This window comes from Plantibacter sp. CFBP 13570 (genome assembly GCF_014841395.1).
Lineage (GTDB): Bacteria > Actinomycetota > Actinomycetes > Actinomycetales > Microbacteriaceae > Plantibacter > Plantibacter auratus.
The window spans coordinates 1-14,520 of sequence record NZ_JACYTW010000007.1 but is presented as its reverse complement, the minus strand read 5'-3'; the positions used below and the strand labels follow the sequence as shown (position 1 = coordinate 14,520).

Here is a 14,520-nt window from a genome sequence, read left to right as displayed (position 1 = left end):
GCCATCCTCGCCGAGCACCGGCTCGACTCCCCTCAGCAGAGACACGGAATGACCCGCCAACAGCAGACCCCGCCGACGGAGACCAGTGGCGAGCGCATCGAGGACATCGATGTCTCGTCGGAGATGCAGACCTCCTTCCTGGAGTACGCCTATTCGGTCATCTACGCCCGCGCCCTCCCCGACGCGCGCGACGGCCTGAAGCCGGTCCAGCGCCGCATCCTCTACCAGATGACCGAGATGGGCCTGCGCCCGGATCGTGGCCACGTGAAGTCGGCCCGCGTCGTCGGCGAAGTGATGGGGAAGCTGCACCCGCACGGCGACACGGCGATCTACGACGCACTCGTCCGCCTCGCACAGCCCTTCACGCTCCGCGTCCCGCTCATCGACGGGCATGGGAACTTCGGTTCCCTCGACGACGGGCCCGCCGCGCCGCGGTACACGGAGGCCCGGCTCGACGCCGCTGCACTCGCCCTGACGGCCGACCTCGACGAGGACGTCGTCGACTTCGTCCCGAACTACGACAACCAGTTCATGCAGCCCGAGGTCCTCCCGGCCGCGTTCCCGAACCTCCTCGTGAACGGTGCCAGCGGCATCGCGGTCGGCATGGCCACCAACATGGCGCCGCACAACCTCGTCGAGGTGATCGGTGCGGCACGGCACCTCATCGCGCACCCCCAGGCCACCCTCGAGGACCTGATGGAGTTCGTGCCGGGTCCCGACCTCCCCTCGGGCGGCACGATCGTCGGTCTGGACGGCATCAAGGACGCCTACGCCACCGGGCGCGGCTCATTCAAGACCCGCGCGAAGGTCTCCGTCGAGCCGGTCACCGCGCGGAAGACCGGTCTGGTCATCACCGAACTGCCCTACCTGGTCGGTCCGGAGAAGATCATCGAGAAGATCAAGGACGGTGTCAGCTCCAAGAAGCTCAACGGCATCTCCGACGTCACCGACCTGACGGACCGCATCCACGGGCTCCGCCTCGTGATCGGGATCAAGACCGGCTTCTCCCCCGAGGCCGTTCTGGAGCAGCTCTACCGCTACACGCCGCTCGAGGACTCCTTCAGCATCAACAACGTCGCGCTCGTCGACGGCGGCCCGCAGACGCTCGGCCTCCGGGAACTGCTGCAGGTGTACGTCGACCACCGCATCAGCGTGGTCACCCGCCGGAGCCGGTTCCGGTTGGCGAGACGCAAGGAACGCCTCCACCTCGTGGAGGGGCTCCTCATCGCCATCCTTGACATCGACGAGGTCATCCAGGTCATCCGCGCGAGCGACGACTCCGAACAGGCCCGCGCGAGGCTCATCGAGGTCTTCGACCTCTCGCAGCTGCAGGCCGAGTACATCCTCGAACTCCGTCTCCGACGACTCACCAAGTTCTCGCGGATCGAGCTCGAGGCCGAGCGCGACAAGCTGCTGGCCGAGATCGCCGAACTCGAGCGGTTGCTCGGGAGCCAACGACTCATCCGGGCCGCGGTCTCCGCAGAGCTCGCCGCTGCGGCCGAGCAGTTCGGCACGCCGCGCCGGACCATGCTGACGAATGCCAAGCCGAGCGTCGCGACGACCGGCCGAGGGAAGAGCGCCCCGGTGCTCGAGCTCGCCGACACCCCGTGCCGCGTCTACCTCAGCGCGACCGGACGGGCGCTCCGCGTCGACCTCGAGCAGGACGCACCCGCACCACGACCCGGTCGGCGGAGCAAGCACGATGCGATCCTGAGCGTCGTCGAGACCACGAGCCGCACCGAACTCGGTGCGGTCACGAGCCTCGGTCGTGTCATCCGGTTCACCCCGCTCGACCTTCCCGCGGTGCCGGCGGCCTCCATCCAGCTCGCGGCCGGCGTCCGGATGGGCGAATACCTGTCGCTCCCGAACCGTGACGAGCGCGTGCTGGCGATCGTCTCGCTGACCTCGGAGCAGCCGATCGTGCTGGGAACCGAGACCGGCGTCGTCAAGCGGGTCATCCCCGGCGACCTGCCGAACAAGCCGGACTTCGAGGTCATCACGCTCAAGCCGCGCGACCACGTCGTCGGGGCCACCCAGGTCGGCGACGACGCGGAACTCGTCTTCGTCGCCTCCGATGCACAACTGCTCCGTTTCGCCGCGACGTCCGTCCGTCCGCAGGGGCGGGCAGCGGGTGGCATGGCCGGCATCAACCTGGCGGCCGGTGCGAAGGTCATCTCGTTCACTGCTGTCCTGCCCACCGACGACGTCGTCGTCGTGACCGTCGCGACCAATTCGCTGACGCTCGCCGGAACGGACACCGGGAGCGCGAAGGTCTCGGAGTTCTCCGAGTTCCCCGCCAAGGGTCGTGCGACCGGCGGTGTCCGGTCGCAGCGCTTCCTGAAGGGCGAGGACCAGCTGGCCGTCGCGTGGGTCGGCGCCGCTCCGGCGCACGCCGTCGGGACGGACGGGACACCGCGGACGCTCCCGGAGGTCGGCGCGAAGCGGGATGCCTCAGGGGTGCCGCTCGACGCCCCCGTCGGGTTCATCGGCGGCGCGATCACCGCACCGGCAGCACCGGTGACGGACGAGGCGGCAGCGAGCGACGAATCGTCCTGATCGGAGCTGCACACTGACGAAGGCCCGGATCGAGCGCACTGCTCGATCCGGGCCTTCGTCGTCGGTCCTGCTTCTCGGTGGACGACCGACGATCAGACGTCGATGCTCTCCCGTGACAGCCGGTCGGAGCTGTCGACGATGAACTCCTTGCGGGGGGCGACGTCGTTGCCCATGAGGAGTTCGAAGATCCGTCCGGCCGACTCCGCATCCTCCACTCGGACACGGCGCAGCGTCCGGTGACGGCGGTCCATGGTGGTCGTGGCCAGCTGGTCGGCGTCCATCTCCCCCAGGCCCTTGTAGCGCTGGATCGGTTCCTGGTGCTTCTTGCCGGTGCGCTTGAGGTCGCTGAGCACCGCGTGCAGTTCGGCTTCGGAGTAGGTGTAAATCGTCTCGTTCGGCTTGGAGCCGGGGTTGATGACGATGACGCGGTGGAGCGGCGGTACCGCGGCGAACACGCGACCCGCTTCGATCAGCGGCCGCATGTACCGGAAGAAGAGCGTGAGCAGGAGCGTCCGGATGTGGGCGCCGTCGACGTCGGCGTCGCTCATGAGGATGATCTTGCCGTAGCGGGCGGCGTCGAGATCGAACGATCGTCCGGAGCCCGCGCCGATGACCTGGATGATGGACGCGCACTCCGCGTTCGACAGCATGTCGGAGACGGAGGCCTTCTGCACGTTGAGGATCTTGCCTCGGATCGGGAGCAGCGCCTGGTAGGAGCTGTCTCGGGCGAGCTTCGCCGTGCCCAGTGCCGAGTCGCCCTCGACGATGAAGAGTTCGCTGGACTCGAGGTTGCCCGAGCGGCAGTCGACCAGCTTGGCCGGGAGCGACGAGTTCTCGAGCGCGTTCTTGCGGCGTTGCGTCTCCTTGTGGGTCCGCGCGGAGATCCGGGACTTCATCTCCGACACGATCTTCTCGAGCACGAGCGCGGTCTGCGCCTTGTCGTCGCGCTTGGTCGAGGCGAACCGCTCCTTGAGCTCCTTCGTGACGACGTTGGCGACGATGGCGCGGACGGCCGGCGTGCCGAGGATCTCCTTCGTCTGGCCCTCGAACTGCGGCTCCGCGAGGCGCACCGTCAGCACCGCTGTGAGGCCGGCGAGGACGTCGTCCTTCTCGAGCTTGTCCGTGCCGACCTTGAGTCGACGGGCGTTCTGCTCGACCTGGGCGCGGAGGAACTTCAGGAGGCCCTGATCGAATCCGAGTTGGTGCGTGCCGCCCTTCGGCGTGGCGATGATGTTGACGAAGCTGCGCATGACCGTCTCGTACCCGGTACCCCACCGCAGCGCGATGTCGACCTCTGCCTCGCGCTCCACCTCGGTGGCGACCATGGTGCCCGACGGCGACAGCACCGGGACGGTCTCGGTGAACGTGCCGCTGCCGGTGAGGCGCCAGGTGTCGGTGAGTGCGGTGTCGCCCGCGAGATAGTCGACGAACTCGGAGATGCCGCCCTCGTAGCGGAACATCGCCTCGGTCGGCTCCTCGACGGTCTCGTCGCGGATGTGGATGCCGAGCCCCTTGATGAGGAAAGCGGTCTGGCGCGCGCGGCCGAGGAGCTCCTCGGCCTGGAACTGGGCGCCCTTCGTGAAGATCTGGCGGTCGGCCCAGTAGCGGATTCGGGTGCCGGTCACGCCGCGCTTCGTCTTGCCGATGACGCGGAGCTCGCTCTGCTTCTCGAACGGCGTGAAGGGTGCGTCCGGGGTCGGCTCCCCCGTGTCGGCGAAGATCCCCGGCTCACCGCGGTGGAAGGACATGGCGTAGGTCTTGCCGCCGCGATCGACCTCGACGTCGAGTCGCTCGGACAGGGCGTTGACGACGGATGCGCCGACGCCGTGCAGCCCGCCGGACGCGGCGTACGAGCCGCCGCCGAACTTCCCGCCGGCGTGGAGCTTGGTGAAGACGACCTCGACACCGGAGAGGCCGGTCTTCGGCTCGATGTCCACCGGGATGCCACGCGCGTGGTCGCGCACCTCGACGCTCTGATCGGCGTGGAGGACGATCTCGATCTGATCGCCGTACCCGCCGAGGGCCTCGTCGACGGAGTTGTCGATGATCTCCCAGAGGCAGTGCATGAGGCCGCGCGAGTCGGTGGAACCGATGTACATGCCCGGTCGCTTGCGCACCGCCTCGAGGCCTTCGAGGACGGAGAGATGCCTGGCGGAGTAGTCGCTGCTCACGCTTCCCAGCGTAGTCGTCGCCGCCGACACGCCGAGGGAGACACTCGGCGTGCGATCGTCCGGACCCGCTCGACGGCGCGTTGTCGCGGGCCGTCGACCCATCCGGCTGCGCGGTTGATCCGAATCATCTACGCGCACAGCGAAAAGAACACGGAATGGGACCCCGTTGTGACAATCGCGTGCTTTCATGAGTACTACGAGTTTCGTAGCCGCCCGAGTCAGGAGGAGCACATGTCACAGACTGCTACCGAGAGCACGCCGAGTGACCTCGACGCCCAGCAACTGACTGCCGCCGATCGTTGCGATCTGTGCGGAGCACAGGCCTACATCCGCGTGCAGATGAACAGCGGTGAGCTGCTGTTCTGCGCGCACCACGGCAAGAAGTACCAGGAGAAGCTGACGCAGGTCGCGACCGACTGGCACGACGAGTCCGCGCGACTCTTCACCGAGCAGCGCGCCTAGTCCACCGGCATCACGACGAAGGGCCCCGGATCCGAGATCCGGGGCCCTTCGTCATGTCATCGAGGAAGCGCGGAGTCGAGAACGCGCGTACTCAGGCGAGCGCCGAGACGATCTGCGCTCTGGCGTTGGCGGCGATCTCGTCGAGTGCGTGGAGTTCCGGTGATTCGTCGAGCATCGAGGTGCCCCCGGCGACCGTGATCGCCAGACGGAGCAGCCGATCGGCCAGTTCCGGGTTCTTGGCGAGGACCGGACCGTGCAGGTGGGTTCCGACGAACGGTCCGACCAGCGCACCCTCCGTGCCGTCGCCGTTGCCTCGTCCGTGCTGCACGGTGCCGATCGACTCGACGCCCGTCCCGGCTCGGAAGTCCCGCCCGTGGTTCTCGTACCCGACGAGTACCGGGGCGTCGAGCTCGAGGCCGCCGCTCGGCACGACGACGAGGTCGTCACTCGCCCGCGTGCGCCGCAACGGGGCGTCGCCCTCGATGATGGCGAGGCCCTCGACCCAGTTCCCCGGCACCAGCTCGAGCCGGCGCGTGAGGAGCTTCCACCCGTTGGCGACCGCGAGGACTGGCACGCCGGCCTCCACCCAGGCGATGAACGCGTCGCGGAACGGCCGGAGCGCCTCGAGCACCTGTGGCGCCGACGGGTCGTCGCACGACCCGAGGACGACGGCGTGGACCGTGCTCGGGAGCTCGGCGACCGATTCCACCGGGACGAGCTCGACGGCGAGGCCACGCGCGCGTGCCCGGCGAGCGAGGACCGCGCCGTTCTCGGCGTCGCCGTTCACATTGCAGCTCGCGGGCAGGAGGACGGCGATGGTGATCGTCGGCTCGGTCGTCATGCGTCGTCCTGATCGTTCGAGGCGAGGCCGAGGTGCGCGCGGGTACGGCGCATCGAGTCAGCGGTGAAGATCACGGTCTTCCGACCGTGCGCGGGCGCAGGGAGTGCGAGGAACGCGTCCAACGCCGTGCCGAGGTCCGGTTCGATCCGGTCGATCTCGACGCCGTCGTAGCCCAGCTGCAGCGCGGCCTCCCAGGCCTTGGACCCCGACACGAGCGCCACACGACCGAGCCTGGACGTGTCGACCGGCCAGAGGTACGAGGGATCGCGGACGTCGCTCCCGACGGCGACCAGGATCTGCTCCGTGTCGGCCGCGAGGCTGTCGACGTTGAGCTGGAAGCTCGCGGGGTTCTGGACGAGGACGAACTCGACCTCGACACCGCGGACGGTCGTCACCTCACCGCGGCCGAACACCGGCGTGAGCGCGCGGAACGACTCAGCCGCGGTGGTGAGCTGGAACTCGGGGCCGAGGATCGCGGCGGCGCCGGAGAGGGCTGCAGCCGCATCCACGGCGTAGTGCACGCCGCGAGCCGGCAGACGGAACCGGACGGTCTCGCCGCGGTGGGTGATGGACACCAGGTCGCCGTCGAGGGCCTCGACGACGGTTCCGGACCCGGGATCGACCCGATCGGACGAGGTCGCGCTGTACCCGAGGCCGCGTGCGCTGGCGCCGAGCACGGCCGTCGAGACGCCGTACCGCCACCGCGTCGCGTCGCTGCCTGGCGCGACGGCGTCGACGAGCGCGTCATCGCCGTTCAGGACGAGCGACGTGCTCGATCGGGCAGCGATCGCGTCGAGCATGCGCGCCACCATGGCAGCGTCGTGGAAGCGGTCGATCTGGTCGACGGACACGTTGGTCAGGATGACGTGGGCGGGCGCGAGTCGCGGCGCGATGAGCGCGCCGTGTCCTTCATCCATCTCGAGCACCCCGAGCTCGGCGTCGATCCGGCCGCGGAGGTCGGCTCGTTCGAGGAGAGCCGAGGTGAGGCCCTGGGAGATGTTCGCCGTGGACGGGTTCGTGAAGACCGACACGCCGTGGGCACGCAGGATGCCGACGAGCATCTTGGTCGTCGTCGACTTCCCGCTCGAGCCGCTCACGATCACGAGACCACGCGGGAAGGCGTTCAACGTGTCGGGGAGGAACCCGGGCGCGATGCGGTTGACCACGAGGCCGGGAACGGCCGATCCCCCGCCCGGCTTGCGCAGCCTGGCGAGGAATCGGACGGCACGACCGGCGAGGATGGCCGGGGCGTAGCGCATGCTCCTACTCGAGGTAGTCGCGGAGCGACTGGGATCGGCTCGGGTGACGCAGCTTCGCCATGGTCTTCGACTCGATCTGCCGGATGCGCTCACGGGTGACCCCGAAGGTGTCGCCGATCTGGTCGAGCGTCTTCGGCATGCCGTCGCCGAGGCCGAAGCGCATCCGGATGACGCCCGCTTCCCGCTCGGAGAGCGAGTCGAGGAGCGACTCCAGCTGCTTCTGCAGCATCGTGAAGCTGACGGCGTCGGCCGGCACGACCGCCTCGGTGTCCTCGATGAGGTCGCCGAACTCGCTGTCGCCGTCTTCGCCGAGGGGCGTGTGCAGCGAGATGGGCTCGCGGCCGTACTTCTGGACCTCGATGACCTTCTCAGGCGTCATGTCGAGTTCGCGGCTGAGCTCCTCGGGCGTGGGCTCGCGGCCCAGGTCCTGGAGCATCTGCCGCTGGACGCGGGCGAGCTTGTTGATGACCTCGACCATGTGCACCGGGATGCGGATGGTGCGCGCCTGATCGGCCATGGCGCGCGTGATGGCCTGACGGATCCACCAGGTCGCGTAGGTGGAGAACTTGAAGCCCTTGGTGTAGTCGAACTTCTCGACCGCACGGATGAGGCCCAGGTTGCCCTCCTGGATGAGGTCGAGGAACTGCATGCCGCGGCCCGTGTACCGCTTGGCGAGGCTCACGACGAGTCGGAGGTTCGCCCCGAGGAGGTGGCTCTTGGCACGGGCGCCGTCCTTCGCGACCCACTGGAGCTCACGGCCGACCCGCGAGCGCTTCTCGAGGTCGGAGAGCTGGGCGAGCTTGTCCTCGGCGAAGAGGCCCGCCTCGATGCGCATCGCGAGTTCGACCTCTTCGGCCGCGTTGAGGAGCGCGACCTTACCGATCTGCTTGAGGTAGTCCTTGACCGGGTCGGCGGTGGCGCCGGTGATCGCGGCCGAGTACACCGGGATCTCGTCGTCGTCGCTGTTGGAGAGCACGAGTGCGTCGGTGGGGAGGGTGATCTCCGGCACGGACTTGTCGTCCTCCTCCTCGACCGCCTCGGTGGCGTCGCCTGCGGGCGCGTCGACCACGGCGTCGTCGGCGACGACCTCGACGACGACGTCCTCGTCGTCCGTGCCCTCATCGGGCTCCGTGCTGGACTTCGTGCCCGCCTTGGCGCGGGTGGCCTTCTTGGGAGCAGCCTTCGCTCGGGTCGTGGTGGCCTTGGTGGTCCGAGCCTTCGCTGCGGGAGCCTCCGTGGCCTCGTCTGCTGGCGCTGCTTCGTCTGCGCAAGCCGTCTTGGTGGCCATAGCTGCACCTTCCTGTTCGGACCCGGCATGGACAGTCATCGCCGGATCGTCCGTGATTTCGGACATTACGAGGACCCATGTCAAGTCTTGGTGCAGTGCAACCCGAAAAGGGCCGCCGACATTCCGAGAGGTGAACGGGTCCGTGTTCCATTATAGCGCGCGGCGGAAGACCTCAGAGCCACAGGCCGTTTGTCAAGGGTGGGATCGGTGGACGAAGCGAACGCTCAGCGACGGCGACCGAGCCTGGCACGGACAGCGATCCACAGCGGACCGACGGCGATGCCCTCGTCCTCGGCGAAGCGTCTCCGCGTGCGGGACCGGGCGACGAGCAGCATCGCGACCCCGAATCCGACCACCAGGTACTGCACGGAGAAGGCGATCCGGAAGCTGTCCATGGAGTAGTCGGCACGGGATCCCCCGCTGACCGCGTCGATGATGAGACCGATGAGGAACATCATGACGAAGCTGGCGAGGAACCCTCCGACGTTCACGATGCCGTTCGCCCCGCCGAGCGCGCGGATGGGGTTGAAGGTGCGGGCGAAGTCGAACCCGATGAGTGAACCGGGGCCGCCGACTCCGACCACGACGAACAGGACGATCACGAGCCACATCGGTGGGACGCCCGGCCAGAGGAGGAGTGCGGCCCAGGCGACGCCCATGACCGTGACGATCCCGAGCACGAGGTTGCTCCGCCGGTAGGGGAACCGGGCGGTGAGCACCCCGAGGACGGGTCCGGCGATCATGCCCGAGACCACGATGACGATGAGCAACGATGCGGCGAGGGGCTGCGGGTAGCCGAGGGCGTAGACCATGAACGGGAAGCCCCAGAGGAGCGTGAGGACCGTACCGGAGGACTGGGTGACGAAGTGCGACCAGAACCCGAGACGCGTCCCTGGCCGACGCAGACTGATGACGACCTCGCGGACGACGTGGCCCCACGTCTCGGGGCGCGGCGCCTCGTCGGAACCGGACGGCCGGTCGCGGACGACGATCACCACCCCGACGAGCGCCAGGAGGACGAGTCCGGCCGCACTGAGGAACGCCGGCGACCAGCCGAAGGCGTGCAGGACGAAGGAGAACGGCACCGCCGAGAGGATCTGTCCGATCTGCCCGATGTTGCCGACCCATTGCGAGACGATCGGCACCCGACGGGTCGGGAACCAGGAGTTCACGAGCCGCAACACGGAAGTGAACACCGCGGCGTCGCCGAGGCCGACCAGCATCCGCCCGACGATCGCGCCGCCGAGTTCGGTCGTGAGACCCAGCCAGACCTGGCCCGCCATGACGACCGTCAGCCCAGCGATGATCAGAACGCGAGGTCCGAGGCGGTCGATGAGCACCCCGACCGGGACCTGCATCGCGGCGTACACGATCAGCTGTGCGACGGCGAGGGTCGACAGCGCTGCGGCGTCGATCTGGAACCGCTCGGTGGCGTCGACCGCCGCCACGCCGAGCGTGGACCGCTGCATGACGGTGATGAGGTAGGCGAACACCCCGACGCCGAACACCCACCAGACGCGTCGAGATCCCACCGATCCAGCTTAGGTGGTCGAGCGGTCCTCGTCGCCGTGGCGCCGGCTGGCGAGGAACTTCTCGAGCTCCGCGGCGATCTCGTCGGCCGTCGGGAGCGCCCCGTCGATGTCGGTGAGCGGCGATTTCGGCGAGTTGTCGGCCATGTAGGCGTCGTACCGCTCCTCGAGCGTCGTGACCAGCTGGCCCAGCTCGTGGTTGGTCCCGACCTGCTCGTCGATCTTGACGAGGAAGTCGCGGCTGTCCTCGCGGAGGCGGTCCGTGGGGAAGATGAGGCCGGTCGCCGCGCTGAGGCTCTCGATCGCCGTGATCGCCGCGGCCGGGAACTCCGTGTCGGCGAGGTAATGCGGCACGAGGAGCACGAACGCCGCGATGCTGTCGCCGCGCTCGTAGAGGCGGTACTCGAGGAGGTGGAGCACGTTGGACGGCACCTGGGTGCGGGGGCGCCAGACCGAGAGCGACTCGATGAGGTCGAACCGGTTGCCGCTGACGGTGACGCCGATCGGCCTGGTGTGCGGGACCGGCATCGGGATGGCGTGCACCCACGTGGTGTCGCTGACCCGGAAGCGGTCGACGAGCTCGAGCACAGCCGCGACGAAGCGGTCCCAGAGGAAGTCGGGCTCGAAACCGGTGAGCAGGAGGAACGGCGACCCGAGCTCGTCGTGGGCGAGCGACAGGGTCAGCCGAGGTGGCCGGTACTCCGTCAGGTGGTCCTGGTCGAACGAGATGATCGGCCGGCGGGCCCGGTAGTCGAGCAGGACGTCGGCGTCGAACTCGGCGATGACCGTCGTGTCGAGGACGTCGTCGAGGTAGGCGTTCAACTGCCCGACCGCGCCGCCGGCGTCGGAGAACCCGGTGAGCCCCGCGACGAGGTGGAGGCCGGCGGGGATGTCGATCTCCGGGTGCACCTCGTAGAGGTCGTCAGGCGTAGGCATGGTTCAACTCTAAACGGGGGTGTCGCAGCGCCCTTCCCCTCCGAGCGTCGGCGGTACCGCCGAGAGCGAACACCGGCGGCCCCGCCTCGGACCGGAACGGCACGTGCCTACGATGTAGGCATGACGATCCCCGTGCTCTCCGTGTTGTCCGCCGCCGCCGAGGGAGTCGAGGCCGAGCTGCTCGTCCTCGCGGTGAGGAAGGGCGATGACGGACCGGAGCTCCTGGCGCCCGATGTCTACGCACCGCTCGCGGACGAGCTGCGCGCCTCCGGTGTCACGGGATCCGAAGACCAGGTGCGACGCCTCCCGGACCGGTTCGGCGCGGCGTCCGGTCTCGTGCTGGTCGGCCTCGGTCCGGATGCGGACGACGCGGCCTTCCGACGAGCCGCGGGTGCAGTGACCAGGACGATCGACGGCCAGGCCTCGATCGCGTTCGCGTTGGCGGAGGAGACGGCCGCCGCCGCCGAAGCCGTCCTCGAGGGGGCGGCCATCGGCGCCTACCGTTACACCGCGTCGCGCGGTGTCGGATCCGCGCCGGCACCGACACCGCTCGGGCAGATCACCGTCGTCGTCCCGTCGACCGTGGACGCACCGGATGCCGGGCTCGCGGAGCACGCCACCGCGGTCGCCGAGGCCATCGCGCTCGTGAAGGACCTGGTCAACACGCCGCCGAACGAGCTCTACCCGGCGACCTTCGCCGACGCGGCCCGAGCAGCGGTCGACGGCCTCGACGTCGAGGTCGAGGAATGGGACGAGACCCGCTTGGCCGAGGACGGCTTCGGCGGCATCCTCGGTGTCGGGCAGGGTTCCTCTCGGCCTCCGCGACTCGTCAAGCTGAGCTACCACCCTGAGGCGGCCCGGAGCCACCTGGCCCTCGTCGGGAAGGGCATCACCTTCGACAGCGGCGGCCTCTCCCTGAAGCCGCCGGTCTCGATGGTCGGCATGAAGTACGACATGACCGGCGCGGCGACCGTGCTCGCCGTCCTGGCCGCGGCCGCGCGTCTCGGGGTGCCCACCCGGCTGACCGCGTGGCTCTGCCTCGCCGAGAACCTCCCGTCGGGCACGGCGATCCGGCCGAACGACGTCCTCACCATCCGGGGCGGACTCACGGTCGAGGTCACCAACACCGACGCCGAGGGCCGGCTGGTCCTCGCCGACGGACTCGTCGCCGCAGGCGAGGAGGGCCCGGACGCCATCATCGACGTGGCGACCCTGACGGGAGCCGCCGTGGTCGCGCTCGGCAACCGCTACACGGGCGTCATGGGCGACGCTTCGTTCGTCACCGACCTCATCGCGACCGGGTCCGGTGTGGACGAACTGTTCTGGCCGATGCCGTTCCCCGCGGAGCTGCGCAAGGTCCTCGACTCCGACGTCGCCGACCTCGCCAACGCCAAGCCCGGGACCACCGCGGGCGGCATGCTCGTCGCAGGCACGTTCCTCCAGGAGTTCATCGCCGAGCGTACCGACGAGGAGGGCGGCACCACCCGCATCCCGTGGGCCCACCTGGACATCGCCGGGAGTGCGATGAACGGCGACGCCCCCTACGGCTTCACCGCCAAGGGCCCGACCGGCGTCGCGGTCCGCACCCTCCTCGCAATGGCCGAGGAGATTAGCCACCCGTAGTAAGGTCGGTGGGGGCGGTTCGACCCGCCTCGACGCCGCCGAACACACCACGACGGTTTCCGATCGACCACGAAGCACACACAAGGAGCAACGGAGTGTCCGAGCAGAATTTTGACCTGGTAGTCCTGGGAGGCGGAAGCGGCGGATACGCTGCGGCGTTGCGCGCTTCGCAGCTCGGCCTCACCGTCGGCATGATCGAGAAGGACAAGGTCGGCGGCACCTGCCTCCACCGCGGTTGCATCCCGACGAAGGCGCTGCTGCACTCCGCCGAGGTCGCGGACGCATCGCGCGAGTCGGAGAAGTACGGCGTCAAGTCCACCTTCGAAGGCATCGACATCGAGGGCGTCACGAAGTACCGCGAGGGCATCGTCGCGAAGAAGTACAAGGGACTCCAGGGCCTCGTGAAGGCCCGCGGCATCACCACCATCGAGGGTGAGGGCCGTCTGGTCTCCCCGACGAGCGTGCAGGTCGGCGACGACCTCATCACCGGCAAGAACGTGATCCTCGCGACGGGCTCCTACAGCCGCTCGCTCCCCGGTCTCGAGATCGGTGGCCGCGTCATCACGAGCGAGCAGGCGCTACAGCTCGACTTCGTGCCGAAGAAGGTCGCCGTCCTCGGCGGCGGTGTGATCGGCGTCGAGTTCGCGAGCGTCTGGAAGTCGTTCGGGACCGAGGTCACGATCATCGAGGCACTCCCCCACCTCGTCCCCAACGAGGACGAGTCGATCAGCAAGGCCCTCGAGCGCGCGTTCCGCAAGCGCGGCATCGAGTACTCGCTCGGCGTGCGGTTCCAGGGCGTCACCCAGGACGACTCGGGCGTGCACATCACGCTCGAGGACGGCAAGACGATCGACGCCGAGCTGCTGCTCGTCGCCGTCGGCCGTGGCCCGTCGACCGCCGGACTCGGCTTCGAGGAGGTCGGTGTCACCATCGACCGCGGCTTCGTCATCACCAACGACCGTCTCGAGACGAACATCCCCGGCCTCTACGCCGTTGGCGACATCGTCCCCGGCCTGCAGCTCGCGCACCGCGGCTTCCAGCAGGGCATCTTCGTGGCCGAGGAGATCGCCGGTCTCAAGCCGGTCATCATCGAGGACGTCAACATCCCGAAGGTCACCTACAGCGACCCCGAGATCGCGTCCGTCGGTCTCAGCGAGGCCAAGGCGGCCGAGCAGTACGGCGCCGACAACATCACGAGCTACGACTTCAACCTCGCCGGCAACGGCAAGAGCGAGATCATCGGCACGAGCGGCAACGTCAAGGTCATCCGCGTCAACGACGGCCCCGTCATCGGTGTGCACATGATCGGCGCCCGCGTCGGTGAGCTCATCGCCGAAGGCCAGCTCGCGGTCAACTGGGAGGCCTACCCCGAGGACATCGCGCCGCTGATCCACGCGCACCCCACGCAGAACGAGGCGCTCGGCGAAGCATTCCTCGCGCTCGCAGGCAAGCCCCTGCACGCGCTGTGACGCATTCCGAACACCCCAATAAGCTAGTGAACACACAACAGGTTTCAAAGGAGACAAGGTCATGAGCGAATCCGTCAGCCTCCCGGCACTCGGCGAGAGTGTCACCGAGGGTACGGTCACCCGCTGGCTGAAGAATGTCGGCGACACCGTGGAGGTCGACGAGCCGCTGCTCGAAGTGTCGACCGACAAGGTCGACACCGAGATCCCTTCGCCCGTCGCGGGTGTCATCGAAGCGATCCTCGTCCAGGAGGACGAGACCGTCGAGGTCGGCACCGCTCTCGTGACCATCGGTGATGGTTCGGGTGCGGCTGCGGCCGAGGAGCCCGCGCCCGCCGCGGAACCGGCTGCTGCCGAGCCCGCTCCGGCTGAGCCCGCTCCCGCGGCCG

General features: G+C 68.7%; 11 protein-coding genes. 5 read left to right on the top strand and 6 right to left on the bottom strand.

The window, feature by feature from the left end; translation table 11 throughout:
• The first annotated feature begins 48 nt into the window (after positions 1-48).
• Positions 49-2,556, top strand: coding sequence for a DNA gyrase/topoisomerase IV subunit A (locus IFT89_RS04045; RefSeq protein ID WP_137241712.1), 2,508 nt, complete (start codon positions 49-51; stop codon positions 2,554-2,556).
• A gap of 92 nt (positions 2,557-2,648) precedes the next feature.
• Here IFT89_RS04045 and IFT89_RS04040 read toward each other — a convergent pair whose 3' ends face one another.
• A complete protein-coding gene (locus IFT89_RS04040; RefSeq protein WP_229938850.1) occupies positions 2,649-4,727 on the bottom strand; it encodes a DNA gyrase/topoisomerase IV subunit B in 2,079 nt (692 codons plus the stop codon).
• A 231-nt stretch (positions 4,728-4,958) separates the two neighbouring features.
• Between IFT89_RS04040 and IFT89_RS04035 the strand changes: the two genes are divergently transcribed.
• Complete coding sequence (locus IFT89_RS04035; RefSeq protein WP_056011197.1) at positions 4,959-5,189, top strand: DUF7455 domain-containing protein; 231 nt, start codon at positions 4,959-4,961, stop codon at positions 5,187-5,189.
• Between the two features lie 91 nt (positions 5,190-5,280).
• On the opposite strand, the gene IFT89_RS04030 is transcribed toward IFT89_RS04035, so the two are convergent.
• From IFT89_RS04030 to IFT89_RS04010, 5 genes are all read right to left on the bottom strand, one after another.
• Positions 5,281-6,030: a hypothetical protein gene (locus IFT89_RS04030; RefSeq protein WP_202938310.1), complete on the bottom strand. Its 750-nt coding sequence runs from the start codon at positions 6,028-6,030 to the stop codon at positions 5,281-5,283.
• On the bottom strand, positions 6,027-7,289 hold the full coding sequence (locus IFT89_RS04025; RefSeq protein ID WP_194644579.1) for a MurT ligase domain-containing protein: 1,263 nt from the start codon (positions 7,287-7,289) through the stop codon (positions 6,027-6,029). The genes IFT89_RS04030 and IFT89_RS04025 overlap by 4 nt, the downstream gene beginning before the upstream one ends.
• 4 nt (positions 7,290-7,293) lie before the next feature.
• Positions 7,294-8,616 carry an RNA polymerase sigma factor gene (locus tag IFT89_RS04020; RefSeq protein ID WP_202938309.1) on the bottom strand — a complete coding sequence of 441 codons (1,323 nt, stop codon included), beginning with the start codon at positions 8,614-8,616 and terminating at the stop codon, positions 7,294-7,296.
• Between the two features lie 185 nt (positions 8,617-8,801).
• Complete coding sequence (locus tag IFT89_RS04015) at positions 8,802-10,109, bottom strand: MFS transporter (protein WP_192017978.1); 1,308 nt, start codon at positions 10,107-10,109, stop codon at positions 8,802-8,804.
• Between the two features lie 9 nt (positions 10,110-10,118).
• The gene (locus tag IFT89_RS04010) at positions 10,119-11,042 is read right to left on the bottom strand and encodes a proteasome assembly chaperone family protein (protein ID WP_079705876.1); all 924 of its coding nucleotides are present in this window, start codon (positions 11,040-11,042) and stop codon (positions 10,119-10,121) included.
• A 120-nt stretch (positions 11,043-11,162) separates the two neighbouring features.
• On the opposite strand from IFT89_RS04010, the gene IFT89_RS04005 reads away from it, so the two are divergent.
• From IFT89_RS04005 to IFT89_RS03995, 3 genes are all read left to right on the top strand, one after another.
• Positions 11,163-12,665, top strand: a complete 1,503-nt coding sequence (locus IFT89_RS04005; protein ID WP_202938308.1) for a leucyl aminopeptidase — start codon at positions 11,163-11,165, stop codon at positions 12,663-12,665.
• Between the two features lie 95 nt (positions 12,666-12,760).
• Positions 12,761-14,134: a dihydrolipoyl dehydrogenase gene (gene lpdA / locus IFT89_RS04000; protein ID WP_064293772.1), complete on the top strand. Its 1,374-nt coding sequence runs from the start codon at positions 12,761-12,763 to the stop codon at positions 14,132-14,134.
• 61 nt (positions 14,135-14,195) lie between these two features.
• The coding region (locus tag IFT89_RS03995) for a biotin/lipoyl-containing protein (protein ID WP_307783421.1) at positions 14,196-14,520 on the top strand (325 nt) is incomplete at its 3' end.